Source organism: Paenibacillus sp. WC2504, from assembly GCF_052682475.1.
In genome coordinates this window covers 6,553,641-6,578,301 of the sequence record NZ_JBQZFH010000001.1, presented here as the reverse complement: position 1 = coordinate 6,578,301, position 24,661 = coordinate 6,553,641, and the positions used below count along the sequence as shown (strand labels likewise).

Annotated in this window: 17 protein-coding genes and 2 pseudogenes; 14 read left to right on the top strand and 5 right to left on the bottom strand. The window is 48.8% G+C overall.

All coding sequences use genetic code 11. The features are described from left to right. Nucleotides 1–358: 358 nt before the first annotated feature. Entirely contained in the window at nucleotides 359–490 is a 132-nt protein-coding gene (locus tag ACUN27_RS29705) for a hypothetical protein (RefSeq protein WP_315955249.1), read from the top strand. A gap of 268 nt (nucleotides 491–758) precedes the next feature. Here ACUN27_RS29705 and ACUN27_RS29700 read toward each other — a convergent pair whose 3' ends face one another. Beyond that, on the bottom strand, nucleotides 759–2,195 hold the full coding sequence (locus ACUN27_RS29700; RefSeq protein WP_445560040.1) for a SpoVR family protein: 1,437 nt from the start codon (nucleotides 2,193–2,195) through the stop codon (nucleotides 759–761). Continuing rightward, nucleotides 2,192–3,349 (bottom strand): sporulation protein YhbH, encoded by a 1,158-nt coding sequence (yhbH, locus tag ACUN27_RS29695; protein ID WP_127456711.1) that lies wholly within the window; start codon nucleotides 3,347–3,349, stop codon nucleotides 2,192–2,194. The genes ACUN27_RS29700 and yhbH overlap by 4 nt, the downstream gene beginning before the upstream one ends. A gap of 287 nt (nucleotides 3,350–3,636) precedes the next feature. Here yhbH and ACUN27_RS29690 point away from each other — a divergent pair, with 287 nt between their 5' ends. The 5 genes and pseudogenes from ACUN27_RS29690 to ACUN27_RS29670 all read left to right on the top strand — a co-directional run bounded on the left by ACUN27_RS29690 (nucleotide 3,637) and on the right by ACUN27_RS29670 (nucleotide 6,819). Continuing rightward, entirely contained in the window at nucleotides 3,637–3,783 is a 147-nt protein-coding gene (locus ACUN27_RS29690; RefSeq protein WP_418936968.1) for a hypothetical protein, read from the top strand. Nucleotides 3,784–3,840: 57 nt separating this feature from the next. Then, nucleotides 3,841–4,283 (top strand): annotated as a pseudogene (locus tag ACUN27_RS29685) (FecCD family ABC transporter permease); the annotation flags it as partial. Nucleotides 4,284–4,296: 13 nt separating this feature from the next. Then, a pseudogene (locus tag ACUN27_RS29680) lies at nucleotides 4,297–5,083 on the top strand (FecCD family ABC transporter permease); the annotation flags it as partial. Nucleotides 5,084–5,112: 29 nt separating this feature from the next. Further along, nucleotides 5,113–5,964, top strand: a complete 852-nt coding sequence (locus ACUN27_RS29675; protein ID WP_315955246.1) for an ABC transporter ATP-binding protein — start codon at nucleotides 5,113–5,115, stop codon at nucleotides 5,962–5,964. 21 nt (nucleotides 5,965–5,985) lie between these two features. Beyond that, complete coding sequence (locus tag ACUN27_RS29670; RefSeq protein WP_326063675.1) at nucleotides 5,986–6,819, top strand: (2Fe-2S)-binding protein; 834 nt, start codon at nucleotides 5,986–5,988, stop codon at nucleotides 6,817–6,819. Between the two features lie 386 nt (nucleotides 6,820–7,205). On the opposite strand, the gene ACUN27_RS29665 is transcribed toward ACUN27_RS29670, so the two are convergent. Genes ACUN27_RS29665 through ACUN27_RS29655 form a run of 3 tightly spaced genes read right to left on the bottom strand, consistent with a single transcriptional unit; the run spans nucleotide 7,206 to nucleotide 11,073 of the window. Then, a complete protein-coding gene (locus tag ACUN27_RS29665) occupies nucleotides 7,206–8,282 on the bottom strand; it encodes an aliphatic sulfonate ABC transporter substrate-binding protein (protein ID WP_315955244.1) in 1,077 nt (358 codons plus the stop codon). A gap of 34 nt (nucleotides 8,283–8,316) precedes the next feature. Beyond that, nucleotides 8,317–9,681, bottom strand: a complete 1,365-nt coding sequence (locus ACUN27_RS29660) for an LLM class flavin-dependent oxidoreductase (protein WP_315955243.1) — start codon at nucleotides 9,679–9,681, stop codon at nucleotides 8,317–8,319. A gap of 30 nt (nucleotides 9,682–9,711) precedes the next feature. Continuing rightward, nucleotides 9,712–11,073, bottom strand: coding sequence for an LLM class flavin-dependent oxidoreductase (locus ACUN27_RS29655; RefSeq protein ID WP_315955242.1), 1,362 nt, complete (start codon nucleotides 11,071–11,073; stop codon nucleotides 9,712–9,714). A gap of 357 nt (nucleotides 11,074–11,430) precedes the next feature. Here ACUN27_RS29655 and ACUN27_RS29650 point away from each other — a divergent pair, with 357 nt between their 5' ends. From ACUN27_RS29650 to ACUN27_RS29615, 8 genes are all read left to right on the top strand, one after another. Then, a complete protein-coding gene (locus tag ACUN27_RS29650; RefSeq protein ID WP_326063678.1) occupies nucleotides 11,431–12,210 on the top strand; it encodes an ABC transporter ATP-binding protein in 780 nt (259 codons plus the stop codon). 30 nt (nucleotides 12,211–12,240) lie between these two features. After that, complete coding sequence (locus ACUN27_RS29645) at nucleotides 12,241–13,116, top strand: ABC transporter permease (RefSeq protein ID WP_315955240.1); 876 nt, start codon at nucleotides 12,241–12,243, stop codon at nucleotides 13,114–13,116. Nucleotides 13,117–13,354: 238 nt separating this feature from the next. After that, nucleotides 13,355–15,685 carry a helix-turn-helix domain-containing protein gene (locus tag ACUN27_RS29640; RefSeq protein WP_326063689.1) on the top strand — a complete coding sequence of 777 codons (2,331 nt, stop codon included), beginning with the start codon at nucleotides 13,355–13,357 and terminating at the stop codon, nucleotides 15,683–15,685. A gap of 106 nt (nucleotides 15,686–15,791) precedes the next feature. Further along, complete coding sequence (locus ACUN27_RS29635; RefSeq protein ID WP_326063679.1) at nucleotides 15,792–18,179, top strand: glycoside hydrolase family 95 protein; 2,388 nt, start codon at nucleotides 15,792–15,794, stop codon at nucleotides 18,177–18,179. A gap of 309 nt (nucleotides 18,180–18,488) precedes the next feature. Next, the gene (locus tag ACUN27_RS29630) at nucleotides 18,489–19,343 is read left to right on the top strand and encodes an ABC transporter permease (protein WP_127456771.1); all 855 of its coding nucleotides are present in this window, start codon (nucleotides 18,489–18,491) and stop codon (nucleotides 19,341–19,343) included. Between the two features lie 23 nt (nucleotides 19,344–19,366). Then, on the top strand, nucleotides 19,367–20,266 hold the full coding sequence (locus tag ACUN27_RS29625; protein WP_127456723.1) for a carbohydrate ABC transporter permease: 900 nt from the start codon (nucleotides 19,367–19,369) through the stop codon (nucleotides 20,264–20,266). A gap of 114 nt (nucleotides 20,267–20,380) precedes the next feature. Continuing rightward, nucleotides 20,381–22,042: an ABC transporter substrate-binding protein gene (locus tag ACUN27_RS29620; protein ID WP_326063680.1), complete on the top strand. Its 1,662-nt coding sequence runs from the start codon at nucleotides 20,381–20,383 to the stop codon at nucleotides 22,040–22,042. Between the two features lie 78 nt (nucleotides 22,043–22,120). Next, nucleotides 22,121–24,499 carry a glycosyl hydrolase family 95 catalytic domain-containing protein gene (locus ACUN27_RS29615; RefSeq protein WP_326063681.1) on the top strand — a complete coding sequence of 793 codons (2,379 nt, stop codon included), beginning with the start codon at nucleotides 22,121–22,123 and terminating at the stop codon, nucleotides 24,497–24,499. Nucleotides 24,500–24,661 lie beyond the last annotated feature (162 nt).

The following is a 24,661-nucleotide window of genomic DNA, read 5'->3' as shown; positions in this document are numbered from 1 at the left end:
GCTAAATAAGTCTACATGCTCTAAAGTATGACCAAGGTTCGTCGTTGTAAATTTGTTATAACGAAGAGCGTTGATCAGAGAGGGAATTAGTTTGTGATCCGTGCCGATAAAGTTCACAGAAATTGGTCTCTTGTTAAATAAAATATTCATTCTCACTTTCAACTCATCTCCTGACATGAAAATTATTATCAATTAACTGAGTTTTAAGCGTAACATCCCTTGAATAGGATGTCCGTCGATTAACGTTGTCGGAATAGCACTACTTTTGTCGGTTGGAAAAATAGGCTTGATTGTTTGTTTTTACGAGAAAAGATGGGGCTAAATTTGGTATAATTTAAACAAAAAGGAGGCGAAACTCATGAATTTTAGTGAGTTTGATTCCGATTCGGAAGTTAGACAAATGATTGAGGCTTCTGAGATAGACTTAAAGCAAGGGAAGGTTTTTTCTACAGAAGAGATGATTGAAGCTATAAAGCGTGGTGAACTGTAGTTGTTGGATGAGAGCGGGAAGTTGCTCTTCACAAATCAAGGTGGCATTGATTTAGATGGGGCAGTGCGCGGATAGCTTTAATCAAAGCAACTTCGTCTACATATTTGGTATTGCCTTCCGTATGGCATTTTATCACAAAACAAGTAACAACCAAGCTCTTACGAAGTCCATGATCGTTCGTAGAGAGTTTATCTGTGACTGTTCAATATAAAATAAACTCAAATTTAAAAACCTCCAAAGCCACAAGGCTTGGAGGTTTTCCACTACACTACAGAAATCTGCGATGATGCTTCTTACCGTCAAAAGAGAACAAAACCGGCTTCTCTTCCACGACCGTATGCATATGGATGGACTTACCCCAGAGCTTGTAAATATAAGGAAGCGTCCGCTCAACGTATTTGAGATCCAGCTCGACGCCTTCGTAACAATGCTTTAAATACAGTTCGCCATTGCGCTGATAGTCGCCATCTTCCACGACAATATAAGGGAACCCTCCGTTGACACGCGATGCGAATAGCTGATCCCGCGTATTCTCCCATGTTTTATCCGTGATTTTCCACTCAGGACCCTTCTTCTCAAAAATGTATAAATCCAGTTCCTCCACTAACGGTTTGTTCAAATAGTTCCTGATAAAGGAGGTATCGGATTCGTACTCGCGCACCTCGAACATTTTGCTCCGGCCTTCGCCTTTTTTACGGCCTTGCGTCCGTATTTCCTCTTCTGTCGGATTATCCCAATGCTTTTCGATGTCTTCGAAAATTTTCACGCCCAAATAATACGGGTTCAGCGTATGACGGGAGGGCACAACGACAGACGAATTGAGTTTGGAGTATTCAATCGTCTCTTCTTCGGTCAAGTCAAGCTCGCGCAAAATGCGTTGATGCCAGTAAGAAGCCCAGCCTTCGTTCATGATTTTGGTCTCCAACTGCGGCCAGAAGTACAGCATTTCATCGCGCAGCATGGTCAAAATATCCCGCTGCCAATTCTCCATATAGGGCGCATTCTCTTCAATGAAGAGCAGGATATCCTTTTCGGGCTTTGGCGGGAAGCGCTTGGCTTCCTCTTTATTATCGGCTGAAGGGGCGGGTTTACTTTTAGCATCCAAACTCCATAAATCTTCATACCCGTAAGTCGCTTCCGACTTCGCAGCGGGGGTCGAGGCTTTATTGGTTTCTTGGCGATTGCGCGCCTGCCTGTAAGAAAGGGTAAGCACTGGATCAATATGTTCTTGAATGGCGAGTACAGCGTCAATGAATTGCTCGACTTCGTCAATGCCGTACTCGATTTCATATTGTCTGATACGCTCGGCCGTGGCGGACATGCTTTCGACCATGTTGCGGTTCGTTTTGGAGAAGCGGACGTTATTTTTGAAAAAATCACAGTGCGCCAGCACGTGAGCGACGATGAGCTTATTTTGAATAAGCGAGTTGCCATCCAGTAGAAAAGCATAGCAGGGGTCGGAGTTGATGACCAACTCGTAAATTTTACTTAACCCCAAGTCGTATTGCGTCTTCATACGGTGAAAATTTTTCCCGAAGCTCCAATGGCTATAACGAGTTGGCATTCCATAGGCCCCGAACGTATAGATAATTTCGGCGGGACATATTTCGTACCTCATGGGATAGAAGTCGAGCCCAAACCCTTTAGCAATCTCCGTTATCTCATCAATGGCGTATTCAAGCTGCTGAATTTCGGATTTACTCACGGAACAGCCACTCCCTCCTGCTTGGTAAAAAAGGTTTTCAACGCTTTGTAAACTTCGCCTTTTTCGCGGATGACATAATGCAGAAACTTAGGATCGTGAATGTGGCGGAAAGCGGACATCAGCGTAGAGCTGCGGTTATATTGGTTTACCTCTCCGTAACCAAACATGTTGCAGCGCTCCATTAATTGGGAGATGAGCTTCACACAGCGTTCGTTATCCGACGTTAAGTTGTCTCCATCGGAGAAATGGAACGGATAGATATTAAACTGAGAAGGCGGGTACCTTTTATCAATAATATCGATGGCGGTTTGGTACGCGGAGGAGCAGATCGTACCGCCACTTTCTCCTTTTGTGAAAAACTCTTCTTCCGTAACCTCTTTGGCTTCCGTATGGTGAGCAATGAACACAATTTCCACATTCTCGTATTTGGTACGCAGAAACCTCGTCATCCAGAAAAAGAAGCTGCGTGCAATATATTTCTCAAAGGATCCCATGGAACCCGACGTATCCATCATGGCAATGATGAGGGCATTCGAGTGCGGCTTCTCGACCTCATCCCATGTTTTGAAACGAAGATCATCGGGACTTATATGATGAATCCCCGGCGAATTCGAGCGTGAATTCCGGCGTAAATTTTCAATGATGGTGCGTTTTTTATCGATGTTGGACATGATGCCTTTTTTGCGAATATCATTGAAAATTACTTCTGTCGTTGTCATGTTGCGCTTCTCTTTTTTCTGCAAATTCGGCAGCTCCAGCTCAGAGAACAGCATCGCTTGCAGCTCCTCCATGCTGACTTCGGCCTCATAATAATCTTCGCCGGCCTGATCGCCCGCGCCCTCGCCTTTCCCAGGTCCTTGAGCTGGCTGAGGGTCGGTTCCAAGCACATCACCCACCTGCGAATCGCCGTCTCCCTGTCCGACATGTTTCCCTTTGTTAAAGTTATACCGAAAACGGTACTCATCCAGACTCTTAATAGGTACCTTCACAACCTGCTTCCCGTTGGACATTACAATGCTTTCATCTGTAACCAAATCAGGGAGGTTCTGTTTAATGGCGTCTTTGACCTTCTCTTGGTGTCGGGTTTGATCTTGGTACCCTTTACGGTGCAATGACCAATCCTCTCGGGAAACGGTAAATAGGGGTTCTGTCATGATGACACCTCCTTGGGGGTGATCTTCCTAGGCAAGTAGCAGCTTACCCTTATCGTATGGCATGCACAAAGCAATGATTTAGATGTGAAAAAAAGCTTGTTACTAAATATATTCAAGAGCGTGGGGGATATGTGATGATTCAAAAGATTACCTGAACACACTTTGTCAGGTTTAAATGAACAATTCAATAATGATAATCATTATCATTTGTGCTATAATGTTTTTCATGAGTAAGATGAACCTTATTTCATCTTGATTGGGGTACATATCGGAAGGGGAAAATGTTCATGCGTTTATCTGCAGCATCAACCGATGCTCCACGTCCTAAGCTGCGAAGCCGATCGCTTGTAGCTTCATTTATTATTTTCGAAGGGTTGGCTGCTTTACTGCTCGGTCTTGCTGTGTCGGTATCGGTAGGAGCGGCTGATAATTAGCTGTCTGCCGTTTGGGAAGCCGTATTTCGTTTCAACCCGGAACTTACCCAGCATCAAATCATTAGGGAGTTGAGACTGCCTAGGCGTTGGCGGGAGCGCTGGTCGGCATTGGTTTTGCTGTTTCTGGCGCAATTATGCAAGGAATGACACGGAATCCGCTTGCTGATCCGGGTTTGCTTGGGATTAATGCTGGAGCAGGCTTTGTGCTTGCGCTTTGTTTTGCTTTTTTCCCGGGGCTGCCCTTTCATTATTTGATTTTGTTCTCCTTTGCTGGAGCAGCTATCGGTGCTGGGCTTGTTTATGGCATAAGCTCCATGTCAAAAGGCGGTTTATCCCCCGTGCGGCTTGCTTTGGCTGGTGCGGTGGTGAGCGCCTTGCTTTTAGCGCTCAGCGAGGGGATTGCGATTTATTTTCACATTTCGCAGGACTTGGCGTTCTGGTATGCCGGGGGTGTAGCCGGAACGAAATGGCTGCAAATCAAAATCGTCTGGCCATGGATTCTCGGCGGCGTCATCGGTGCTGGTTGGTGCAGGACTCGCCTTATCGGGTGCTATTCTGCAGGGCCTCGCGCATCCGCTGGCAGATCCGCGCGGGGCTTGCGGTTGTGCTGTTCATTTCGTTCTTCCCTGTTAAGCAGGCTGCTCCCGTCTACATGATGCCGCTTCTCGCCATGCTTGGGGCTGGAGTTGCAGCAGGGCTGATTTATGTTTTGGCCTATAAAAAAGGTATCGGCATTTCACCAACGAGGCTCGTTCTGGTAGGTATTGCGGTCGCAGCTGGAATCAATGCAGCGATGCTTGTGCTTACGATCAAAATGGATCCTCAAAACTACCAGTTTGTTGCCATTTGGTTGGCAGGCAGCATCTGGGGAACGAATTGGAAGTTTGTTATGGCTCTGCTGCCATGGCTTATTATTTTTATCCCCTATGTCCTATATAAAGCGCAAACTTTAAACGTGCTGCATTTGGGAGATCAGTTGGCAAGTGGGCTAGGGACGTCAGTCGAACGGGAAAGGCTTGGCCTGCTTGTATCAGCCGTTGCTCTTGCCGGAGCTTGCGTAGCTGTTGGTGGTGGCATTGGTTTTGTAGGCTTATTTGCTCCTCATCTTGCCAAACAATTGGTTGGCCCCAAGCACCAATATTTGCTTCCGGCTTCAATGTTGACTGGAGGTCTCCTGCTGATTGTGGCAGATACGCTGGCCCGCTGGATTCTACAGCCAAGTGAGATTCCAACCGGCATTGTCGTAGCTGTCATCGGCGCTCCATATTTTTTATTTTTGCTTGCGAAATCCAAAGCTTAAGAAAGTTTATTTTGAGAGGAGACATCCCTATGACTCGTTTGTATACACAGCAAGTAGACATTGCTTATGATGATCGTTTGATTGTCAGCAACTTAAATTTATCCATACCTGATGCCAAAATCACAGCACTTGTTGGCGCTAATGGCTCAGGCAAGTCCACCATTTTGAAATCACTTGCGCGCATTATGAAAATAAAAGGCGGCCAGGTGTACCTCGACGGGAAATCTATCCACCAACGGACGACGAAGGAGGTCGCACGGGAACTGGCGATTTTGCCGCAGAATCCGACTGCGCCTGAGGGCTTGACGGTGAGCGAATTGGTTTCCTACGGAAGATTCCCGCATCAGAAAGGTTTCGGCTCTATGACGAAGGAAGATAAGGAGACGATCAGCTGGGCAATCGAAGTTACCGGTATGATGCCATTTGCCGATCGTCCTGTAGATCAGCTGTCTGGAGGTCAACGCCAGCGGGCGTGGATTGCCATGGCACTGGCGCAGCAGACGGACATTCTTTTCTTGGATGAGCCGACGACGTTCCTGGATATGGCGCATCAGCTCGAGGTACTGAAGCTTCTTCAGAAGCTGAACAAGGAAGAAGGAAGGACCATCATCATGGTCGTTCATGACCTGAACCATGCGACTCATTATGCGCATCATATGGTCGCGATTATGCAGGGCAAGGTCGTAAGCGAAGGGACGCCGGAAGAGGTAGTGACGCAGCCGGTGCTTCGCGAAGTTTTCGGCATTGAGGCGGATATCGTGAAGGATCCGCGCACGGGTGTGCCGCTTTGCATCCCTTATGATCTAGTAGGCACAGAGAAAAAGGAAAACGCAGAGCCAGAATTAGCAAGAGCCACGGTGGCGGCTGGCGAATCTCGTTAAAAAGTAGAAGGAGGCCAAACCATGCAATCATCTTTACAACATGTTCTTGCGGAGCAGTTCGGGGTTACTACGGAGTCGCATCCAGAGCCCTTATTTACAATAGCAGGCGGCCGTCTCTCTACAGTGGACGGTATGCGGGAGTTAATTAACGCTTACTCACCGCTCATGAAGGCGCTTGAGCCTGCGGCGGCTTGTGTGTATTTTATGAGCAGGCTAGGTGTTTTGAACATGGCTGTTCATGGCATGATGTTGAAGGATGAGTTCATCGATTTGGCTCCGGAGCTTTGGACGCTGCAAATCTACATGCACAACCAAGGATATGCGGAGTTCCGTTATGTGCTTCACGATATCCGGCAGCTGGAAGGACCGCAGGAGGGAGAGCGAAGTGCATGGCGCAAAGAACGCTTAAGCCACTGGTACGGCACTCACATTCGACCTATTGTAGAAGCAGCTTCCTTGGCTGCAGATATGGATATCACCCATTTGTGGAAGTTGTTTCCGACGCGGATGCGTTACATGTTCGACCGTTTGAAAGATCAGGCAGGTTCCGAGCAGGAGCAGCTGCGCATTGAGGATGAATGGACGTTTGTTTCCAAAGAGCTAAACGGCCAAGTTTTCGGACGTGCACGAAATCCGCTGAACGTAAAGTTTATCTACTTGGATTATCCGAGCGCCCCCGGTGAACCGGATACCCAGGTGCGGATGAAGTCGGGCTGTTGCATGTTTTACTGCACGGAAGGTGGTTACTATTGCTACACATGCCCTCGGCTGAAACCGAGTGAACGCGAAGAGCGCAAAGCGGAGATCAGGGAGAAGCTGGCACAGGAAGCTGCGTCTAAGGCGGCTGCGACATAGCATCGTGGGAGGTTATCTGATTTAGTCAGAAGAAATGACTGAATCAGATGGCCTTTTTTGTTTGGCTACAATCATCCGCGGAGAATAAGGGAACCTGGGGCCGTTATTCTGGCGAAATCAGCCGTTTCCGCGTGCTTGCGGAACTACAGGGTACTATTTGCGTGCCAATCTCCGTTTTCCCTGTGAAAACGGAGAAATAACGGACGCTAGTTCCCTTCAGCTGTTAAATGGCCACTTTTCGGCGAAATAGCGGCTTGTAGTGGCGTTAATTGCAAGCAGCCAACTAACTGCCGTCGGGACGATCCGATGAAAGGGGCCACGGCTGGAATAGCTACAAAACAAAAGGCCACCCGCAAGTAGAGTATCTACTTTAGGCAGCCTTAAGCTTACTTCTTCAACGCTTGATCTATGAATTTGCTCTCAAGGACCTGTGACGTGTCGAGCTTCTTATTAATAGCGCCGACAGATTGCAGGAAGTCAGCCTGCTCCTGATGCGCTTTGGCGAATTCCGGTGTAATTGAAGAGAGGATCGGGAATGTGTTTTTCAAAACATCGACAATGATGGCTTTGTCCAGCTTCTGGGATTTGGACAGTTCATCCGCGATTTCATCCTGATGGTCGACGTAATACTTACGGGCTTCTTCGTAAGTTTTGAGGAAAAGCACGGTCAGATCCGGATGCTCCTGTGTAAATTTGGTGCGAGCTACCAGGAAGGAGGGTGCGTTGATATTGAGATTTTCACCTGTGACCAAAATCGTTGCTCCCGTTTGGTACACGGCTGTAGTCGCATAAGGCTCCCAAATGGACCACGCGTCGATGGCGCCGCTGTCGAGAGCAGGTCTAGCTTCATCCGGTTGAAGCTGAATAACTTTGACGTCATCGCCCTTTAACCCGGCCTTGTCGATGGCCATATACAGGAAGTTATAGGCGCTACTGCCTTTGGCTACGGCGACTTTTTTGCCTTTCAGATCTTTTAATTCCTTAATGGGACTATTTTTCGGCACGATAATCATGTTGCCTTTTTTGCCGTCACTGGTCACAGCGATGCCTTTAAAATCAACTCCGCCGACTTGCCCCGAAATGAGGGGCGTTCCGCCTGTGGCGCCAAAATCGAGCCTACCTGCTGCGATCGCCTCGAAATGCGGAGGGCCGCTGGCGAACTCATTCCATTTGACTTCAGCGCCGGCAGCCTGGAATGCTTTTTCGAAGTATCCCTTCTCACGAGCGAAGTTCAGGACGCCTGTTTTACCTTGGATGCCAATGTTTACAACGACCTTCTCTTTCGAAGCAGCCGCGGGAGTAGCTGCCGCATTGCTGCTTTGCGCAGCGGAAGTTCCGCTTGGAGCCGCAGTTCCGCCGTTTGTCGGAGCGCCTGCCGTTTTGGCGCCGCATGCCGATAAAAGAACTAACGTAACAATCGTCAGGAAGGATAAGCTTTTATTATAAAATGATTTCTGTTTCATACGGACATGACCCCTCTCGTGGTAACTCTATAATTTAGTGAACAGATGTGGCCGAGCGCTGAGCAAAGCGATTCGCAGGCTCAGCCAAACCAAGATGATCGCGCAGCGTAGTGCCCGTATATTCGGAGCGGAATAAGCCCCGCCGCTGCAATTCTGGAATGACCAGATCGACGAATTCGTCCAGTCCGCCGGGCAAATAAGGCGGCATAATGTTGAAGCCGTCGCAGGCTTTATTCACGAACCATTCTTCCAATTGGTCCGCAATTTGGACCGGCGTTCCAGCAATGGTTCGATGTCCGCGGGCCCCGGTCACCCGGTGGATGAGCTGGCGAATCGTGAGCTGCTCTCTGCGAGCCATATCCAGCAGCAGCTGGTAGCGGCTTTTGCCGCCATTAATCTCGGTGGCATCCGGCAATTCAGGCAGCGGTCCGTCCAGCGGATAGCCGGAAAGATCGACCCTCAGAATGTTCTGCACCATCCCCAGCCCGACGGCAGGGAGGACAAGATTCTGGAATTCGGCTTCTTTCGCTTTCGCTTCTTCCTCTGTCGCGCCTATGAAGGGCAGGACGCCAGGTAATATTTTCAGCTCATCCGGCGAACGTCCGTAAGCAGGGAGCTGACTTTTAAGAGAGGTATAGAAGTTTTGCGCTTCTTCCAGAGTCTGCCACGCTGTGAATACGACCTCGGCCGTCTGGGCAGCAAAGGCTTGACCCGTCGTCGAGGAGCCTGCCTGAACGACAACGGGACGACCCTGCTTAGAACGGTGAACATTCAAGGGTCCACGCACGGAAAAATGTTCACCGACATGATTGATCTCATGAACTTTATCTGGATCGGCGAATTGGCCGGTTGCTTTATCGATAACGAGCGCGCCTTCTTCCCAGCTGTCCCAGAGAGCAGTCACCACGTCAACGAATTCCTTGGCCCGCTCGTAACGGAGGGAGTGATCTAAATGATGGTCGCGCCCGAAGTTTTTGGCGGTATTCTCCATGCTGGTTGTGACGGCATTCCAGCCTGCCCGCCCGCCGCTTAAATGATCGAGGGAAGCGAATTTACGCGCCACATGAAAGGGTTCACTGTAGGTCGTCGATACGGTTCCGACCAGACCGATCTTCTTGGTGACCGAAGCCAGTGCAGATAGCAGGGTCAAGGGTTCCGCCCGGACCGGCAGCGTATACTGGACAGCTCTGTTCAGCGGCTCCGGCAGCACCGGGATGTCTTCAATAAAAACGAGATCGAATTTCCCACGTTCCGCTGTTTGGGCAAATCGCTTGTAGAAATCAAGCTTCAAAAGCCCGCCTGTATCTGTCAAAGGATAGCGCCAAGCCGCGATATGATGCCCAACGCCAAATATAAAAGCCCCTAGATGAAGCTGTCTTTGCCCATGATTAGTTCCCATTGATTGTTCGCCCCCAATTCTCAATACTCATCAGTATCCACTTGCAGATTCAGTCTTCTGAAAACGGCTTTGCGGCCTAGACAGCCCTAGATGATCGCGCAAGGTTGTTCCTTCATATTCGGTTCGGAACAGTCCTCTTCGCTGAAGCTCAGGAATGACGAGGTCCACGAACTCCTCCAAACCTCCCGGTAGATAAGGCGGCATGATATTAAAACCATCGCAAGCGCCACCCTTGAACCATTCTTCCAGCTGATCGGCTATTTGGACCGGTGTGCCATAAATGGTGCGGTGACCGCGAGCGCCTGTCACGCGGTACATCAATTGGCGGATCGTCAAGCCTTCCCGGCGCGCCATATCGGAGACGAGCTGGAAGCGGCTTTTGCCGCCATTCACTTGCTGCAGCTCTGGCAGATCAGGGAGAGGGCCATCCAGCGGATAGCCGGTCAAGTCAACATTGAGCGATGCAGAGAGCATGGATAGTCCGACGGCAGGCAGCACTTGGGATTGGAGAAGCGCTTCTTTCTCGCGCGCCTCTTCTTCGGTTGCTCCGATAACCGGGAATATCCCCGGCATGATGAGAATGTCGTTTGGCGATCTGCCGTAAGTGACAGCCAGCTCCTTGACGCTGCGGTAAAAGAGCTGCGCCTCTTCCAGCGTTTGCCAAGCGGTGAAGACGACCTCCGCCGTCTGAGCGGCAAGGTGTTTCCCTGTCTCCGATGCTCCCGCTTGAATGACAACAGGTCTGCCTTGCGGTGAGCGCGGCAAGTTCAAAGGACCGCGTACAGCGAAAAACTCGCCGCGATGATTCAGCTCATGCACTTTGTTGGGATCAGCGAAAATGCCATTTTCTTTGTCTGCCACAATAGCGTCGTCTTCCCAGCTATCCCAGAGGGAGGTGACGACATCGACGAATTCACGGGCTCGTTCATATCTTTTATCATGGGCGAGGTGGCGGTCTTGACTGAAATTATGAGCTTCTTCATCGCGGCCTGAGGTCACGACATTCCACGCTGCGCGCCCACCGCTCAAGTGATCCAAGCAGGAGAATTCACGCGCCAAATTGTACGGTTCATGATACGAAGTAGATACTGTTGCAGCTAATCCAATATGTTCAGTTACGCCTGCCAAATAGGAAAGCAGCGTAATGGGTTCAGGCCGTACGGTTACGGTATGCTTAATGTTCGTCTTGAAACGATCAACCACCGCGAGCGTGTCTGCGAGGAAAATCATATCGAACTTTCCGCGTTCCGCCGTTTGGGCAAAATGCTCGTAAAACGCATGCTGCAAAATACCTTGGGCATCCGTATCCGGATAACGCCAAGATGCTACGTGGTGGCCAACTTGAAATAGAAATGCTCCAAGACGCAGTTGTCGCTGCTCAGGTGTGCTCATCTTTCATCCCTCCAAAATAAAGTCCTTTCATATAAGCCCCCCGAGTATGTAAAAAGGCTCTCACAAGCTTGCCGCTAAAGAGCGGTGCTTGGAGAGCCTTTGGTGGACCAATAGGCTGCATGGGTTATTGATTAGTTATGCTAGCATATTAATTCCGATAAAACAAGTGGGTTATATAAGAATTATAGGATTGACTTCCATTTTTTGTAGTGATATGATCCCCTTATATCCAAGTTAATCACTATGAATTAAATCGTGTCGACCAGATATCTGGAGACTTCCGAGCTTCCCCGTAAAGGGGTTCTTATGGGGTCTCTTTTTTTATATTCGAATAAATGACTAAAGGGGGAGAGCTTGATGAGCGTACTATCATTAGATATTGATTTACCGAGCAAATGGTTTCAGACGCCCCAAGGGCACCGGGTTGAAGCACTACATAACATTCAATTACAAATTAAAGAAGGTGAATTTATAACCATCATAGGTCCAAGCGGCTGCGGTAAAAGCACACTGCTCAAGATCATCGCCGGGCTGGATACCGATCATAACGGAAAAGTGCTGTTGGAACAGAAACAGGTAGAAAAGCCTGGTATTGATAAAGGATTTATTTTTCAGGAGCATCGCTTATTCCCTTGGTTGACAGTCGAGAAAAACATCGCTGCCGATCTTAGCTTAAAAGACCCTGACGTTCGGACACGCGTAGATCGCCTGATTGAGTTAGTGAGGCTGAAAGGTTTTGAGAAATCGTACCCGAGGGAGTTATCGGGAGGGATGTCGCAGCGCGTTGCGATTGCAAGAGCGTTGCTCCGGAATCCGAAGGTGCTTTTGTTGGATGAGCCGTTTGGGGCATTGGACGCCTTCACGCGTTCGCACTTGCAAGAGGTTGCGCTTGACATCTGGGAGAAGAACCGGACAACGATGATCCTTGTCACACATGATATCGATGAAGCCGTGTTTCTGGCTACCCGAGTCGTCGTGATGGATGCGCGTCCGGGCACGATCCGTAATATCATTTCGGTTGATTTACCCTATCCGCGTAAAAAGACAACAGTCTCGTTCCAAGAGCTGCGCAAGCTGGTACTTAGTGAATTTGAACCTGTTGATGAATTAGAGCTGATCGACAGCTCGGGTATTTAACTAAATGAGAATGAAAGTGAGGGAGCAGCGATGAGTCAAGCAGAAGTTATTGTTGCAAAAAATCAGCCCATATCCCGGCCGAAGGCAGCGGAACCGCCCATTTCGTCCGAACAGCCGAACCTTTCAAAGCCGCAAAGGAAAGAAGCCAAATGGGAGCTCGTTGTCCGAGGGAGCATTTTGCCGCTGACTGTCTTAATCCTATGGCAAATTTTCGGTTCATTAGGCGTTGTGTCCAAAACTTTGCTGCCTACGCCGTATGCGATTTGGCAGGCCTTTTATGACTTGCTCATTAGCGGAGAGCTTTTCAAGCATGTGAAAATCAGTATTTGGCGTGCGGCTGTCGGCTTTCTGATTGGCGGCAGTTTAGGGCTGGCATTTGGCCTGCTGGTAGGTTTGTTCCGCAAATTCGAGCAGACGGTTGATCCTTCTGTTCAGATGCTGCGGACGATCCCGCATTTGGCCATCACGCCGCTCTTTATTCTCTGGTTTGGATTTGGCGAGTTCTCCAAAGTGCTGCTTATTGCGAAAGGAGCGTTTTTCCCGCTGTATGTGCAGACTTTCCTAGGGATTCGGAACGTGGATTCCAAGTTGTTCGATGTCGCCCGGGTGCTGGAGTTCAGTAAGTTTAAACAAATTACGAAGCTGGTCCTGCCGGCGGCGCTGCCGAATATTTTGCTTGGCTTACGGCTGTCGATCGGCGTTGCTTGGTTAGGTTTGGTCGTAGCTGAGCTCATGGGGTCAAGCGAGGGAGTCGGCTATTTGATTCTGGATGCCAGACAGTTCTCGCAGACGGCGATTGTGTTTGTAGGGATTTTGATCTTTGCCTTCGTAGGCAAAGGTTCCGATTCCTTGGTACGGATTCTGGAAAAGAAACTATTGAAGTGGCGCGACAGCTTTAACGGGTAATCGTTTAAAAATCGGGAAAAAAAGAGCCCCAGAGACACCTATCTCAGTCGAAAAGAACCATTTTCGTCAGATAAAAGTCTCTGGAGGCTCTTTTTGGCATCAGAACCGGCCCGTCTTGGATTTTAGCCGGCCGCCTAATTTCGACAGACAAAATCTAGCTTTTATTTTATGATAGAAGGTGAAATGAAAACGCTTACGTAGTTGAGCTCCTACAAATAGATGAGGTGAACAAGTTGTGATGAAGCTAACTTCGAATCTGAAGCTGGAGCATTCCCCCATTTTCAGAAGTTTTCTTGTTTCCTATGTGCTCATCCTGTTTATTCCGATGGTGACGGGGTTCATCTCCTATTATGTTTCTTCGGACATTATTAAGTCTAGCTCACTTGAAGCAAGCGCAATGATGCTGAACCAAAGCAAAGACGTCTTAGATCGCAGAATGGAAGAAGTCGAAAACATCACAAGACAACTGTCGTTGGACCAGGAACTGAACTATGTACTGAATCAGCAAGTGGATGTCGATCACTACGATGTTTATGCCCTATGGAAATCATGGCGGAATACGGCGGCTTACAGCTTGACGAACACTTTTCTGGAGGATTTCTACATTTATTTGAACAATTATCATGCTATTTTTACGCCATCCGGTGTGTATGTGCGCCCTGATGATTACTTTGACCTGTATCATTACGAGGATGTAGATCCAGTCCAGTGGAAGCAGGGGCTACTTGGCAGTATTCATCGCAGGGAAACGCTGCCGTCAAAGCCGTTTATCGGTAATGGGAAGAAAAGCAACGTCATTACCTATTTGCAGTCGATTCCGTTCGATAGCTTTCAGCATTCACTCGGTACGGCCGTTATTTTGATTGATGAAAATGAAATCGCCAAAATGCTGGAACGCATTCCGCAGCAGTATGGGGGCTGGGCTTATATCAGCGATAAGGACGGTCATCCGATTGCCAGAGTCGGCATTGACGATGCCCAAATTCAAGCGATGAATATCCCGCAGATGATCGGTCAACAACCCGGGAACATTGTCGAAGGTGAAACGCTGCTTATTTCCTCGAGATCAACCTATAACGGTTGGGTGTATGTTGTCGGCTTGCCCAAAAGCATCGTTTTGAAGCAGTCGGTGTTCATTGCCAAGGTAACTTGGACGATCACCATTTCAACGTTATTGTTAGGGATTGTGGCTGCCTTATTATTTGCCTACAGGAACAGTGCTCCCATCAATCGAATCGTTTCCGTTTTCCGGGAACAAATTGGTCAAGGTGGGTACAAAGGGAAAAATGCCTTTGATTTTCTGCAAGGAAATATTTCCGATTTGTTAGCCAGTCAGCGTTTTTTGGAAGAGGAGCTTAAGCGACAGCTGCCTTTATTAGAGGATGCTTTTGTAAAGCGGCTATTGAAAGGGGAATTTGATTCTCTGCAGGAAGTCCAGACATTAATGCACTCGCTGCCAAGCATGAATTTAAAAAATGAAACCGGTCATGTAGCGATCATTCGGATTAACGGCTATAGCGGTCTGGTCAGCCAAGAAATTATTCACGAGCTGAATGCGGCAAGGCTTTTGATCAAAAAATGTCTGGTTGATTTAAGCAGTGTTTTTCAACTTAATGTAACGGATATCGACTCAGATAAAATCGCCATGCTGATGACGCTGAAGGAAGAAGACGTCCAATTGGAAGGGGAGGACATGACGGTTCATTTGTCCGGATTGTTTGAACAATTGAGAGAATATGTGAAAGAGGAGTACCGGATTCAAATGACGGTTGCCATTGGCGGCAGTTTCCAGTCCCTTTCCGATAGCAGCCGCTCCTTTGAGGAAGCGAGAGGCGCGCTTGATTATTCGGTCTTTGCGGAAGAGGCGGAAACGATCTGGTACCGGGATGTGATTAAGGAATCAACGAGTTATTACTATCCGATTGATATGGAGCTGCGGATGCTGAATGCGGTCAAGATCGGCGAGCTGCAGGAGGTTCACCGCATTTTTGAACAGCTGTTGGCACAGAACTTTACAGAACGGCAGCTATCGGCGGAGATGGTTCAGCAATTATTCGGCGAGTTGAAAGGGACGTTCTTTAAGCTGCTGCAGCATAGTCCATTCACTGATCAAGCGGTGTCACAAGGGCTGAAAGCGCGAATTGAGCATTTGCAGCTCTCCGCTAGTCTCGATCGTTTCCGCAATGACATTCTGGAGCTGCTCGAAGCGTTCTGCAGTAGAGTGCTTAAGAAAAAAGAGGATAGTACGGGGGAAATGATCAACAAAATTGTGGGTTTCCTCGATGAACATTATTCAGACTCTGATTTAAATCTGTATAAGATATCGGTTGATGTCGAGCTGCCGGAAAAGTACATTTCACAGTTATTTAAGGATCACACTGGAGAAAACTTATCGGATTATTTAGAGAAAATCCGGATTAAAAAAGCGACGGATCTTCTGTTTAACAGCCAACATACGATTGATGAAATCTCGCAATATGTCGGCTATAATAGCGCGCATGCGTTCCGGAGAGCTTTCAAGCGCGTATCGGGCGTTTCCCCAAGCTTTTACCGAAAAACGGTTAATTAATGTTTGTTTTATTCAAAAGTACCTTAGTAATGTCCTTATTGCGGAAGGTCATTTTGTGATGTAGTTGGAGTGAGCATGATTTTACTTGTAAAAGGAGCTGTTTGCCATGAAATTACGTTATCAAAGCTACGCCAAGGCATGGACGGAAGCGCTTCCTATCGGGAACGGCCGTCTCGGGGCCATGGTTTTCGGCGAACCGGAAGTCGAGCATTTGCAGCTGAATGAAGATACGCTTTGGTCAGGCCGTGGGCCAGTTGACGGAAACAATCCGAATGCGAAGAATGTTCTGGCGGAAGTTCGCGAACTCCTTGCCGAGGGCCGCTATGAGGAAGCGGACAAGAAGGGCAAGGAGATGATGGGGCCATACAATCAATCCTATATGCCGCTAGGCGATCTTTATTTGAAGTTTCTCCATGGGGGCGTGGTTCGCGCCTATGAGCGCAATCTGGATTTGACGAATGCCATCACCAAGGTGGAATATCGCATTGGGGAAATCGTGTATAAACGTGAGATATTTGCTTCATTTCCGGATCAAGTCATTGTGATTCGTCTTGAAGCAAGCGCTCCAGGCGCTTTGAATTTCACAGCTCGACTGGATAGTCCTCATCCGTATCGAACGATCCAGACGGCCGAGCATCTCTTCTTGCAAGGCATCTGCCCAGAGCATGTTGATCCTAACTATTACAACAGGGATGAGCCTGTCTTATACGGAGATCCTGAGACAACGGATGCTATGCGCTTTGAAGGGCGACTTGGCGTTCGTCTGGAAGATGGCGCTGCTGCTCTTAATCATGATGGCTTGCATATTAGAAAAGCCAATGCTGTAACGCTGATCTTCAGCGCGGAAACCAGCTTTCAAGGATACGATAAACCTCCTGCGAGGGAGATCGGCGATATGTCCGCCACGAATGAGGAACGTCTGGAGCAGGCGTTGAGCAAATCCTATGAGCAATTACGGCAAGCTCATATTCAGGATTACACGGCGTTATTCAATCGTGTGGAGCTGAACCTTGGCGCTTCTGAGGCGCCTGAGGGGATGCCAACGGACCGGCGAATTAAGCAGTATGGGGCGAAGGATGCCGGGCTGGTCGAGCTGCTGTTTCAATATGGCAGGTATTTGTTGATTGCAAGTTCACGCGCCGGATCGCAGCCAGCCAATCTCCAGGGCATATGGAACAAAGAATTAAGACCGCCGTGGAGCAGTAATTTGACGTTGAACATTAATGCGGAGATGAACTATTGGCTTGCGGAAACGTGTCATTTATCCGAATGCCATGAACCGCTGCTCGGCTACATAGAGAACTTGTCCACCAATGGGCGGAAAACGGCTGAAACGAATTATGGCTGCCGTGGCTGGGTGGCGCACCATAACGGAGACATCTGGTGCCAGTCAGCGCCAGTCGGGGATTATGGACAAGGTGATCCGGTCTGGGCGCTGTGGCCGATGTCGGCGGCATGGCTCAGTCAGCATCTTTGGGAACATTACGCGTTCACCAAGGATGAGCCATATTTGCGCGAGCACGCTTATCCGATTATGAGAGAAGCAGCGCTTTTCTGTCTGGATTGGCTTCATCCTGACGCAAACGGCCATTTGATCACATCGCCTTCCACGTCGCCGGAGCACAAGTTTGTGACGGCAGATGGGCAGAAGGCTGGTGTGAGTCAGGCAACGACGATGGATATGTCGTTAATTTGGGATTTATTTATGAATTGTATCGAGGCTGTGGATGTATTGAAGTTGGCCGAGGATGAGTCTCTTAGAGACGAGATGGCAGCAGCATTAGAGAAGCTGAAGCCGATGCAAATCGGCAAGCACGGCCAGCTTCAGGAATGGTCGGTGGATTGGGAGGATGAGGATGTCCATCATCGTCATGTGTCGCACTTGTTCGGTGTTTATCCTGGACGTCAATTGACGGAGCAGGGAACGCCGGAGCTGTATCAGGCTGCGCGAAATTCCTTGGAGCGGCGCGGAGATGGCGGCACAGGGTGGAGCTTGGCTTGGAAAATCTGCTTATGGGCACGTTTCCAGGACGGGAACCGAACGCTGCAGCTGATTTCCAATCTGCTTCAGCTGGTAGAGGAAGACGCAACGAACTATCATCGTGGTGGCGTCTATGCCAACCTATTCGATGCGCATCCGCCTTTCCAAATTGACGGCAACTTCGGATTTACCGCCGGAGTGGCGGAAATGCTGGTCCAATCGCATGCCGGCGAGATTGCCTTGCTGCCAGCTTTGCCAGAAGCATGGCCGAATGGCTATGTGAAGGGCCTTCGAGCAAGAGGAGCGATAGGCGTGAGTCTCTCATGGGAGGGCGGCGCTCTTAAGGAAGCGGAGATCGAAGTGCAGGTAGGTGGCAGCTGCCGCATTCGCACCAAGGAAACTTCGCTCTCGGTTGAATCGGACGGCAAGCAAGTACCTTTTGAACGTGTGACGGAAGGAGTCATCCGTTTCGATACGGAGGCAGGTCAAACGTACAAGCTGCGCGTTGTTTAAAGGCCAATAATAGAACGGCGGGATCCATCAGGACCCGCCGTTTGGTGTCTCTTCTGAGAATTGTACCTGATAAATGCAAGTGTACCTTTTCAATTTTCGGCGGATGTACGCATCATTTTGAGATGTACCTTTACGCTGATGGGGGAAATGTGGTCTTGTATAAATAGAAAGCGCTACCAAACAGGAGGGATTGATCTGGATACCGTATCTGTCAGAGAAACACGCGCTCCGAGTGTGACCAAGAAGAAGTCCAGGTTGTGGATGGAGGCGAGCAAGAGCTTTCGGAAGCACTGGCAGTTCTACTTACTCATTATACCGGCTGTTCTGTATTTCCTTATCTTTAAGTACATTCCGATGGTGAACGCCGTCATCGCTTTCAAGGATTACAGCGTCGTCAAAGGGATTTGGCACAGCCCTTGGGCCGGGCTCAAGCATTTCCATCTCTTCTTCAATAACCCGCAATTTTGGGTGTTGATCAAAAACACGCTATTTCTTAGTTTATATCAGATCGCGATCGGCTTTCCCGTTCCGATTTTACTCGCTTTGGCGTTAAACGAAATCCGGAACGGCTTTTTCAAAAGAGCTGTGCAGCTCGTCACCTACGCGCCTTACTTCATTTCAACCGTTGTTATGGTTTCCATGATTATGCTGCTTCTCTCACCGAGATTAGGCGTGATCAATATCATTTTACAAAGCTTCGGTATAGAATCGATTAACTTTCTTGGCATCCCAAGTATGTTCCGTAGTGTTTACGTATGGTCTGATGTATGGCAAGGCGCAGGGTACTCAGCCGTCATTTATTTGGCCGCACTGGCCGGGGTGGACCCGTCGCTGTACGAAGCGGCTAAAGTCGATGGAGCTTCTCGATTTCAGAAAATAATCCACATTGATATACCTGGCATTATGCCCACTGCCGTCATCATTTTGATATTAAGCGTAGGAAACATCATGTCCGTCGGATTTGAAAAAATATATTTGCTTCAAAATCCGCTTAATCTCGAAACCGCTGAGATTATCGCTACTTATGTTTATAAAATCGGGCTGTTGAATGCGAATTTCAGCTTCGCTACGGCAGTTGGTTTATTCAATTCGGTTGTTAATTTGATTCTGCTTTTGCTGGTTAATGCGATAGCCAAAAGAATTTCTAGTACAAGTCTCTGGTAAAAAGAAAGGAGAGGACCCGCCAAATGATCAAGATGGGGCGTCGCATTCGTGAATCGACGGGGGACCGGCTGTTCCTGACGGGTGTGTATCTATTTCTGGGGATCGCACTGATCGTCGTTCTTTACCCGCTAGTCTTCATTGTCAGCTCATCCTTAAGCAGCCCGCTCGCCGTTTCATCCGGACGTGTGTGGTTATGGCCGGTAGACCTGACATTCGTAGGATACAAGGTTGTATTAAGCAATCCGCAGGTGCTTCAAGGCTATGGAAACTCGTTATTCTATGCCTTCTTCGGCACATTAATTAGCGTAACGTTAACGATTGTTTTGGCTTATCCGCTGTCGCGAAGGACCTTTTTTGGGCGCAGTGCGCTGATGATGTTCATTACATTTACGATGCTTTTCTCCGGCGGTCTGATTCCTACTTATTTGGTCGTCAAACAGCTGGGTTTGCTCGATACAAGGTGGGCGCTGCTAATCCCGCAAGCCATTTGGGTATGGCAAATCATTATTGCCAGGACATTTTTTCAGTCTTCCATACCGGAAGAATTGGCGGAAGCAAGTGAAATGGATGGTTGCAGTGATTTCCGTTTTCTATGGAGCGTTGTGCTTCCGTTGTCCAAACCGATTATCGCAGTGCTGATTTTGATGTATGCCATCGGGCAGTGGAACGCTTACTTTGATGCTTTAATTTATTTGAAAACACAAAGTTTATATCCGTTGCAATTGATTCTTCGCGGTATTCTAATTCTCAATTCGGCGGCGTCAGGCAATATTGATGCGGCAGAGCAGCTGAGAAGACAACAGTTTGCCGATTTGACCAAATACTCGCTCATTGTCATAGCAAGCTTACCTGTTTTGGTCATTTATCCTTTTGTTCAGCGCTACTTCGTCAAAGGGATGCTGATTGGTTCTGTGAAAGGATAAGAGACACCTAGGAGAGGTGGTGGTGTGGCTCGGGATTACATGAGAAGGAGCTTGAAAGCTTGGATAAAACACATGCAGGGGTTACCATTTGACAACGAAAGGGAGAGGGCGCATTTGAAAAAAACAGTTTCAACATTATGGATAATGCTGCTTACGATCAGCTTAGTTCTCACAGCTTGTACATCCCCAACTGCTTCGGATACGAGTACACCAGGCGCAACGGGCGCGGCAAAACCAGCGGAGGGCACGGGCGCTCCGGTTCCAATTAAGATCTTTGCTCAACAAGACGCGAATGTCGATCTGGCGACAAACAGCTTTTCCAAATTGGCTGAGCAGAAATTCAATATTAAATTTTCATGGCAGACAGTTCCATTCGACGGTGCGGCTGAGAAAAGACAAATCTCACTGGCCAGCGGCGATTACCCGGATCTGTACATGCTGATTCCGTGGGTTGATAAATTTTCACAGACCGATATTCTTCGTTACTCACAGCAGGGCGTGATTCTTCCGCTGGACGATCTCATTAAACAATATGCGCCAAATGTACAAAAGGCGTTGGATAAATACCCTTACTTCAAGGCGATGAATACAGCTCCCGATGGCAAAATTTATGGGTTAACGCAACTGGTCGAATGTTATCACTGCTCGTATCCGAATAAAATGTGGATCAATTCGTCCTGGCTGAAAAAGCTGAATTTGACGATGCCCAAAACACTGGATGAATATAAGCAAGTTTTGGAGGCCTTTAAAACAAAGGACCCGAATGGCAACGGCAAAGCGGACGAAGTGCCGCTAAGCGGATCTATTGAGGACTACGGGGTTCACATCATCCCTTACTTTATGAACGGTTTTATCTATGACGACGATCGCACTTACCTTTTGCTGAACAATGGCAAAGTCGATGTAGCAGCGAACAAAGATGAATGGAAGCAAGGCTTGCAGTTCGTGAAATCCATGTATGACGCCGGCTTAATTGATAAAGGAGCATTCACGCAAAATGCAACCGCCTACAAGAAGATTGGCGATAATGCGGACGCGCAAATTCTAGGCGCCGGTGCCGCTATGCACCCGTACATTTTTGTTACGGGCGGATCGGATAATTCCAAAACGTATGATCCAGTTCCACCGCTGACAGGGCCGAATGGGGCGCTTGCAACTTATAATTATCCGAGCGATCCGGGCGCGACCTTCGTACTGACGAATAAAGCAAGCAAGGAAGCTCAAATCGCCGCTATCAAATTAGTGGATTACATGTTTACGCAAGAAGGTCAAATTCGCGGTCACTTCGGCGAAGAAGGGAAAGACTGGCGGAAACCGAAGGATGGAGATTCTCCTGTAGAGAAATCAGCGACTCCGCTTCTGGCTACGATTCCAACGCCGACAGGAGAAACACCGCACAACTCGTCTTGGGGCGCGATGGCGCAATATTTCCAACCGAAAGAGTTCCGGGACAGCTGGGTAGCCGCTACGAATATTTATGACACAACGGGCTATGAGCGCAGATTGCAGGAAGCTACGCATCTGTATGATGGCAAGCAGCCAAAAGATGTTTTCCCGCACTGGGCGATCTGGATCGATCCGTCAACTGCTGACGAAGCCGCTATGCTGAAAACGAATATTAAAAACTACATTGATCAGAACTCGCTGCAGTTCGTCACAGGCGCCAAAGATTTGAACAAGGATTGGGATGCCTATGTAGCCGGTTTAAATAAATTAAACCTCAAACGTTACACGGAAATCATGCAGCAATCCTACGATAAATCATTCAAGAAATAACGCAGGGGGTCCTGTACGGCCCGGAGGGTCGTACAGGACTTTTACGCTGCCAAATGATAGGCAAGGGAGAGGATAATCATGAACAGGAATGAGCTAGCGAAGCGGCACCCCATTAGCTATGAGAAGCCGGCGCCGGATTTTTTTGAAGGCGCACTGATGGGAAACGGCGGCCTTGGCGCCGTGGTCACAACCCGTCCGGATGCGGTTGTCATCCATTTTGGACATAACAATGTGTGGGACATTCGAATTGCAGAGAATAATCAAGAGAAGATCGGTACTTTTCAATACGTATTCGATCAATTGAAGCAGATTCCGCAAGATCTGGATACGTTCCGAGAGAACGAATGGTATCGCGAATACTGTGATATGTCGGCGGAGAACTACAGCAAGCCCTATCCTCGCCCTATGCCGTGCGGCTCTCTTCTCCTCGGCTATGACCGGCGCAAGGCGGAAGTGCTGGGGCATAAAATACATATTCACAATGGTCTCTGTGAAGTATATTTCAAGCTGGAAGCGGGGGAGGCTACCCTGCAATTGTTTATCGAGCCTGAGGCGGATCGGATGTGGATGAAGCTTGTATCGCCGGAAGGCGCCGTTGGCGGACTGTTTGATCGGGTCAAGCTCATCCCCGATCCTGATACGCCGAAGGAGCTGCCGCATGCGCAGCAGTCTGTAGAGGCTGAGCGGAGTCAACTCAGCTTCAGGCAGACGCTTCCTTGTGCGCCAGAGGGGAATGAGCGTGATGTCAAGGACAAAGCGTTCCGCTTGGATGTTCGTGTTGCCGAGGACATCGAGGCTATGGAAACCAAAGGCGGCGTACAGGCCAAGCTGCTCCAAACGGCGCCGTTCCTTGCTTATGTGGAACTAACAGAAGGCTTGGACAGTTCCGTTGCGGTTGGGTCGCTTGAACTGGAAGCGCCTGCGGAGCAAGGGATTTCCACCGCTTTCGCTGCTTGCGAGAACAATTGGACATCGTACTGGAGTTGTTCAGGTGTAAGTCTCGGCGATGAATTTCTAGAGCAGATCTGGTATTGGAATTTATATTTCTATCACTGCTCTGTCAAACCCGAAGCGACATGTCCGGGGTTGTTCGCGAATTGGAGCTACCGTTCCATAGGCTCGGAGTGGCATGGCGATTATCACATGAACTACAATACGCAGCAGCCGTTCTGGCTTGCTTTTTCCAGTAACCATGTCGACAAGCATCTGGCTTACGTCAATATGGTTGATCATATTCTTCCTGTGAGCCGAAAATGGGCAAGTGAATACTACGGCATGCGAGGAGCCTATTATCCGCATTCCGCCTACCCTGTCGAAATGAACATTATGCCTTATCCAGTGCCGCATTGGGGTTGGGAAGTCTGTGAAACCCCATGGACGGTACAGAGTCTCTGGTGGCACTACCTGTACACGATGGACCGGGACTTCCTAGCGAATCGGGCTTTTGCACCCATTAAGGAAGCTGTGTTGTTTTTGACGGATTATATGCGCAGGCCGGATACGCACGGAGAGGCGTGGGGGGATGACCGTTATCACATTTTCCCTACCGTCGTTCCTGAATTGTACGAGTTGACGCCTGGTTTTAAGAAAAATTACGACTGCCTTGTGGATTTGACACTGACGAAATTTGTGTTTCACGCTTTTAAGGAGGCTTGTGAAATACTTGGTATTGGGAAGCAAGAGGAAGAGCTTCTGGATAGCGTGCAAGAGATTTTAAGTAAATTTCCTGAATATGCAACAGCCGAATCACAGCGTGGAACCGTATTCGTATCTGTGCCAGGAGAGGATGCCGAGGTTGTCTATAACACGCCGAACGGCATTATGACGATTTTCCCGGGAGAAGAGCATGGTCTTCACTCAACAGGTGAAGCATACCAAATCGCGCTCAATTCCTATCTGAATCATCGGAACGAGGGCGGCAACGAGCTTGTTTTCTACCATCTGGCAGGAGCGCGAATGGGCCATCTAGACCTGGAAAAATTCAAACGGCAAATAAGTTACTGCCTGCTGCCTAATGGCACATGCACAGACCGTGTTCTGCTGTCCGGGGGCAGGTACAGCGACACGTTAAGCTTTGATTTTATGCGCAGGGTCGGTATTTGGTTCGAGAACTTTGCTTTGCCCGTCGTCATTAATGAGTGCCTGCTGCAAAGCTATAACGGCATTCTTCGCCTGTTCCCGAACTGGCCTAGCGAGCAGGATGCTGAATTCGCCACGCTGAGGGCGGTTGGAGCTTTTCTGGTGAGCGCATCGATTTCGGGCGGCGAAGTGCAGTGGGTGGAGATCGAAAGTGAAGCCGGTGCTGAGTTGAGGTTCTACAATCCATGGGAGCACGGGGCTGTGTGCAAGCAAGCTAGTGGAGATGTAACCGTCTATGAGGACATCGTTCAATTATCTACAAGCCCGGGCGAGAGAATCCGGTTGGTGAAAGTGAATGCTCAAGTAGCGGCAAGTTAAACGGATCATGGCCTGATCTCTAAGCCGAAGGGCTGGGGATCGGGTTTTTCTGTTGGAGGAAGCCGGCGCGTTTATCGGGCATGGGCTTGTCGGAGGACGGAGCGGGTCTAGGGGACGCTATTTGTGGCTAGAAGGCTAATCTGCCAGATTAGAGGGAACTGT

Bases quoted from the DNA above. Each gene is read 5' to 3' on its own strand.
- ACUN27_RS29705 (WP_315955249.1), top strand. From the start codon at position 359: ATGAATTTTAGTGAGTTTGATTCCGATTCGGAAGTTAGACAAATGATT.
- yhbH (WP_127456711.1), bottom strand. From the start codon at position 3,349: ATGACAGAACCCCTATTTACCGTTTCCCGAGAGGATTGGTCATTGCAC.
- ACUN27_RS29690 (WP_418936968.1), top strand. From the start codon at position 3,637: ATGCGTTTATCTGCAGCATCAACCGATGCTCCACGTCCTAAGCTGCGA.
- ACUN27_RS29675 (WP_315955246.1), top strand. From the start codon at position 5,113: ATGACTCGTTTGTATACACAGCAAGTAGACATTGCTTATGATGATCGT.
- ACUN27_RS29670 (WP_326063675.1), top strand. From the start codon at position 5,986: ATGCAATCATCTTTACAACATGTTCTTGCGGAGCAGTTCGGGGTTACT.
- ACUN27_RS29665 (WP_315955244.1), bottom strand. From the start codon at position 8,282: ATGAAACAGAAATCATTTTATAATAAAAGCTTATCCTTCCTGACGATT.
- ACUN27_RS29660 (WP_315955243.1), bottom strand. From the start codon at position 9,681: ATGGGAACTAATCATGGGCAAAGACAGCTTCATCTAGGGGCTTTTATA.
- ACUN27_RS29655 (WP_315955242.1), bottom strand. From the start codon at position 11,073: ATGAGCACACCTGAGCAGCGACAACTGCGTCTTGGAGCATTTCTATTT.
- ACUN27_RS29650 (WP_326063678.1), top strand. From the start codon at position 11,431: ATGAGCGTACTATCATTAGATATTGATTTACCGAGCAAATGGTTTCAG.
- ACUN27_RS29645 (WP_315955240.1), top strand. From the start codon at position 12,241: ATGAGTCAAGCAGAAGTTATTGTTGCAAAAAATCAGCCCATATCCCGG.
- ACUN27_RS29640 (WP_326063689.1), top strand. From the start codon at position 13,355: ATGAAGCTAACTTCGAATCTGAAGCTGGAGCATTCCCCCATTTTCAGA.
- ACUN27_RS29635 (WP_326063679.1), top strand. From the start codon at position 15,792: ATGAAATTACGTTATCAAAGCTACGCCAAGGCATGGACGGAAGCGCTT.
- ACUN27_RS29625 (WP_127456723.1), top strand. From the start codon at position 19,367: ATGATCAAGATGGGGCGTCGCATTCGTGAATCGACGGGGGACCGGCTG.
- ACUN27_RS29615 (WP_326063681.1), top strand. From the start codon at position 22,121: ATGAACAGGAATGAGCTAGCGAAGCGGCACCCCATTAGCTATGAGAAG.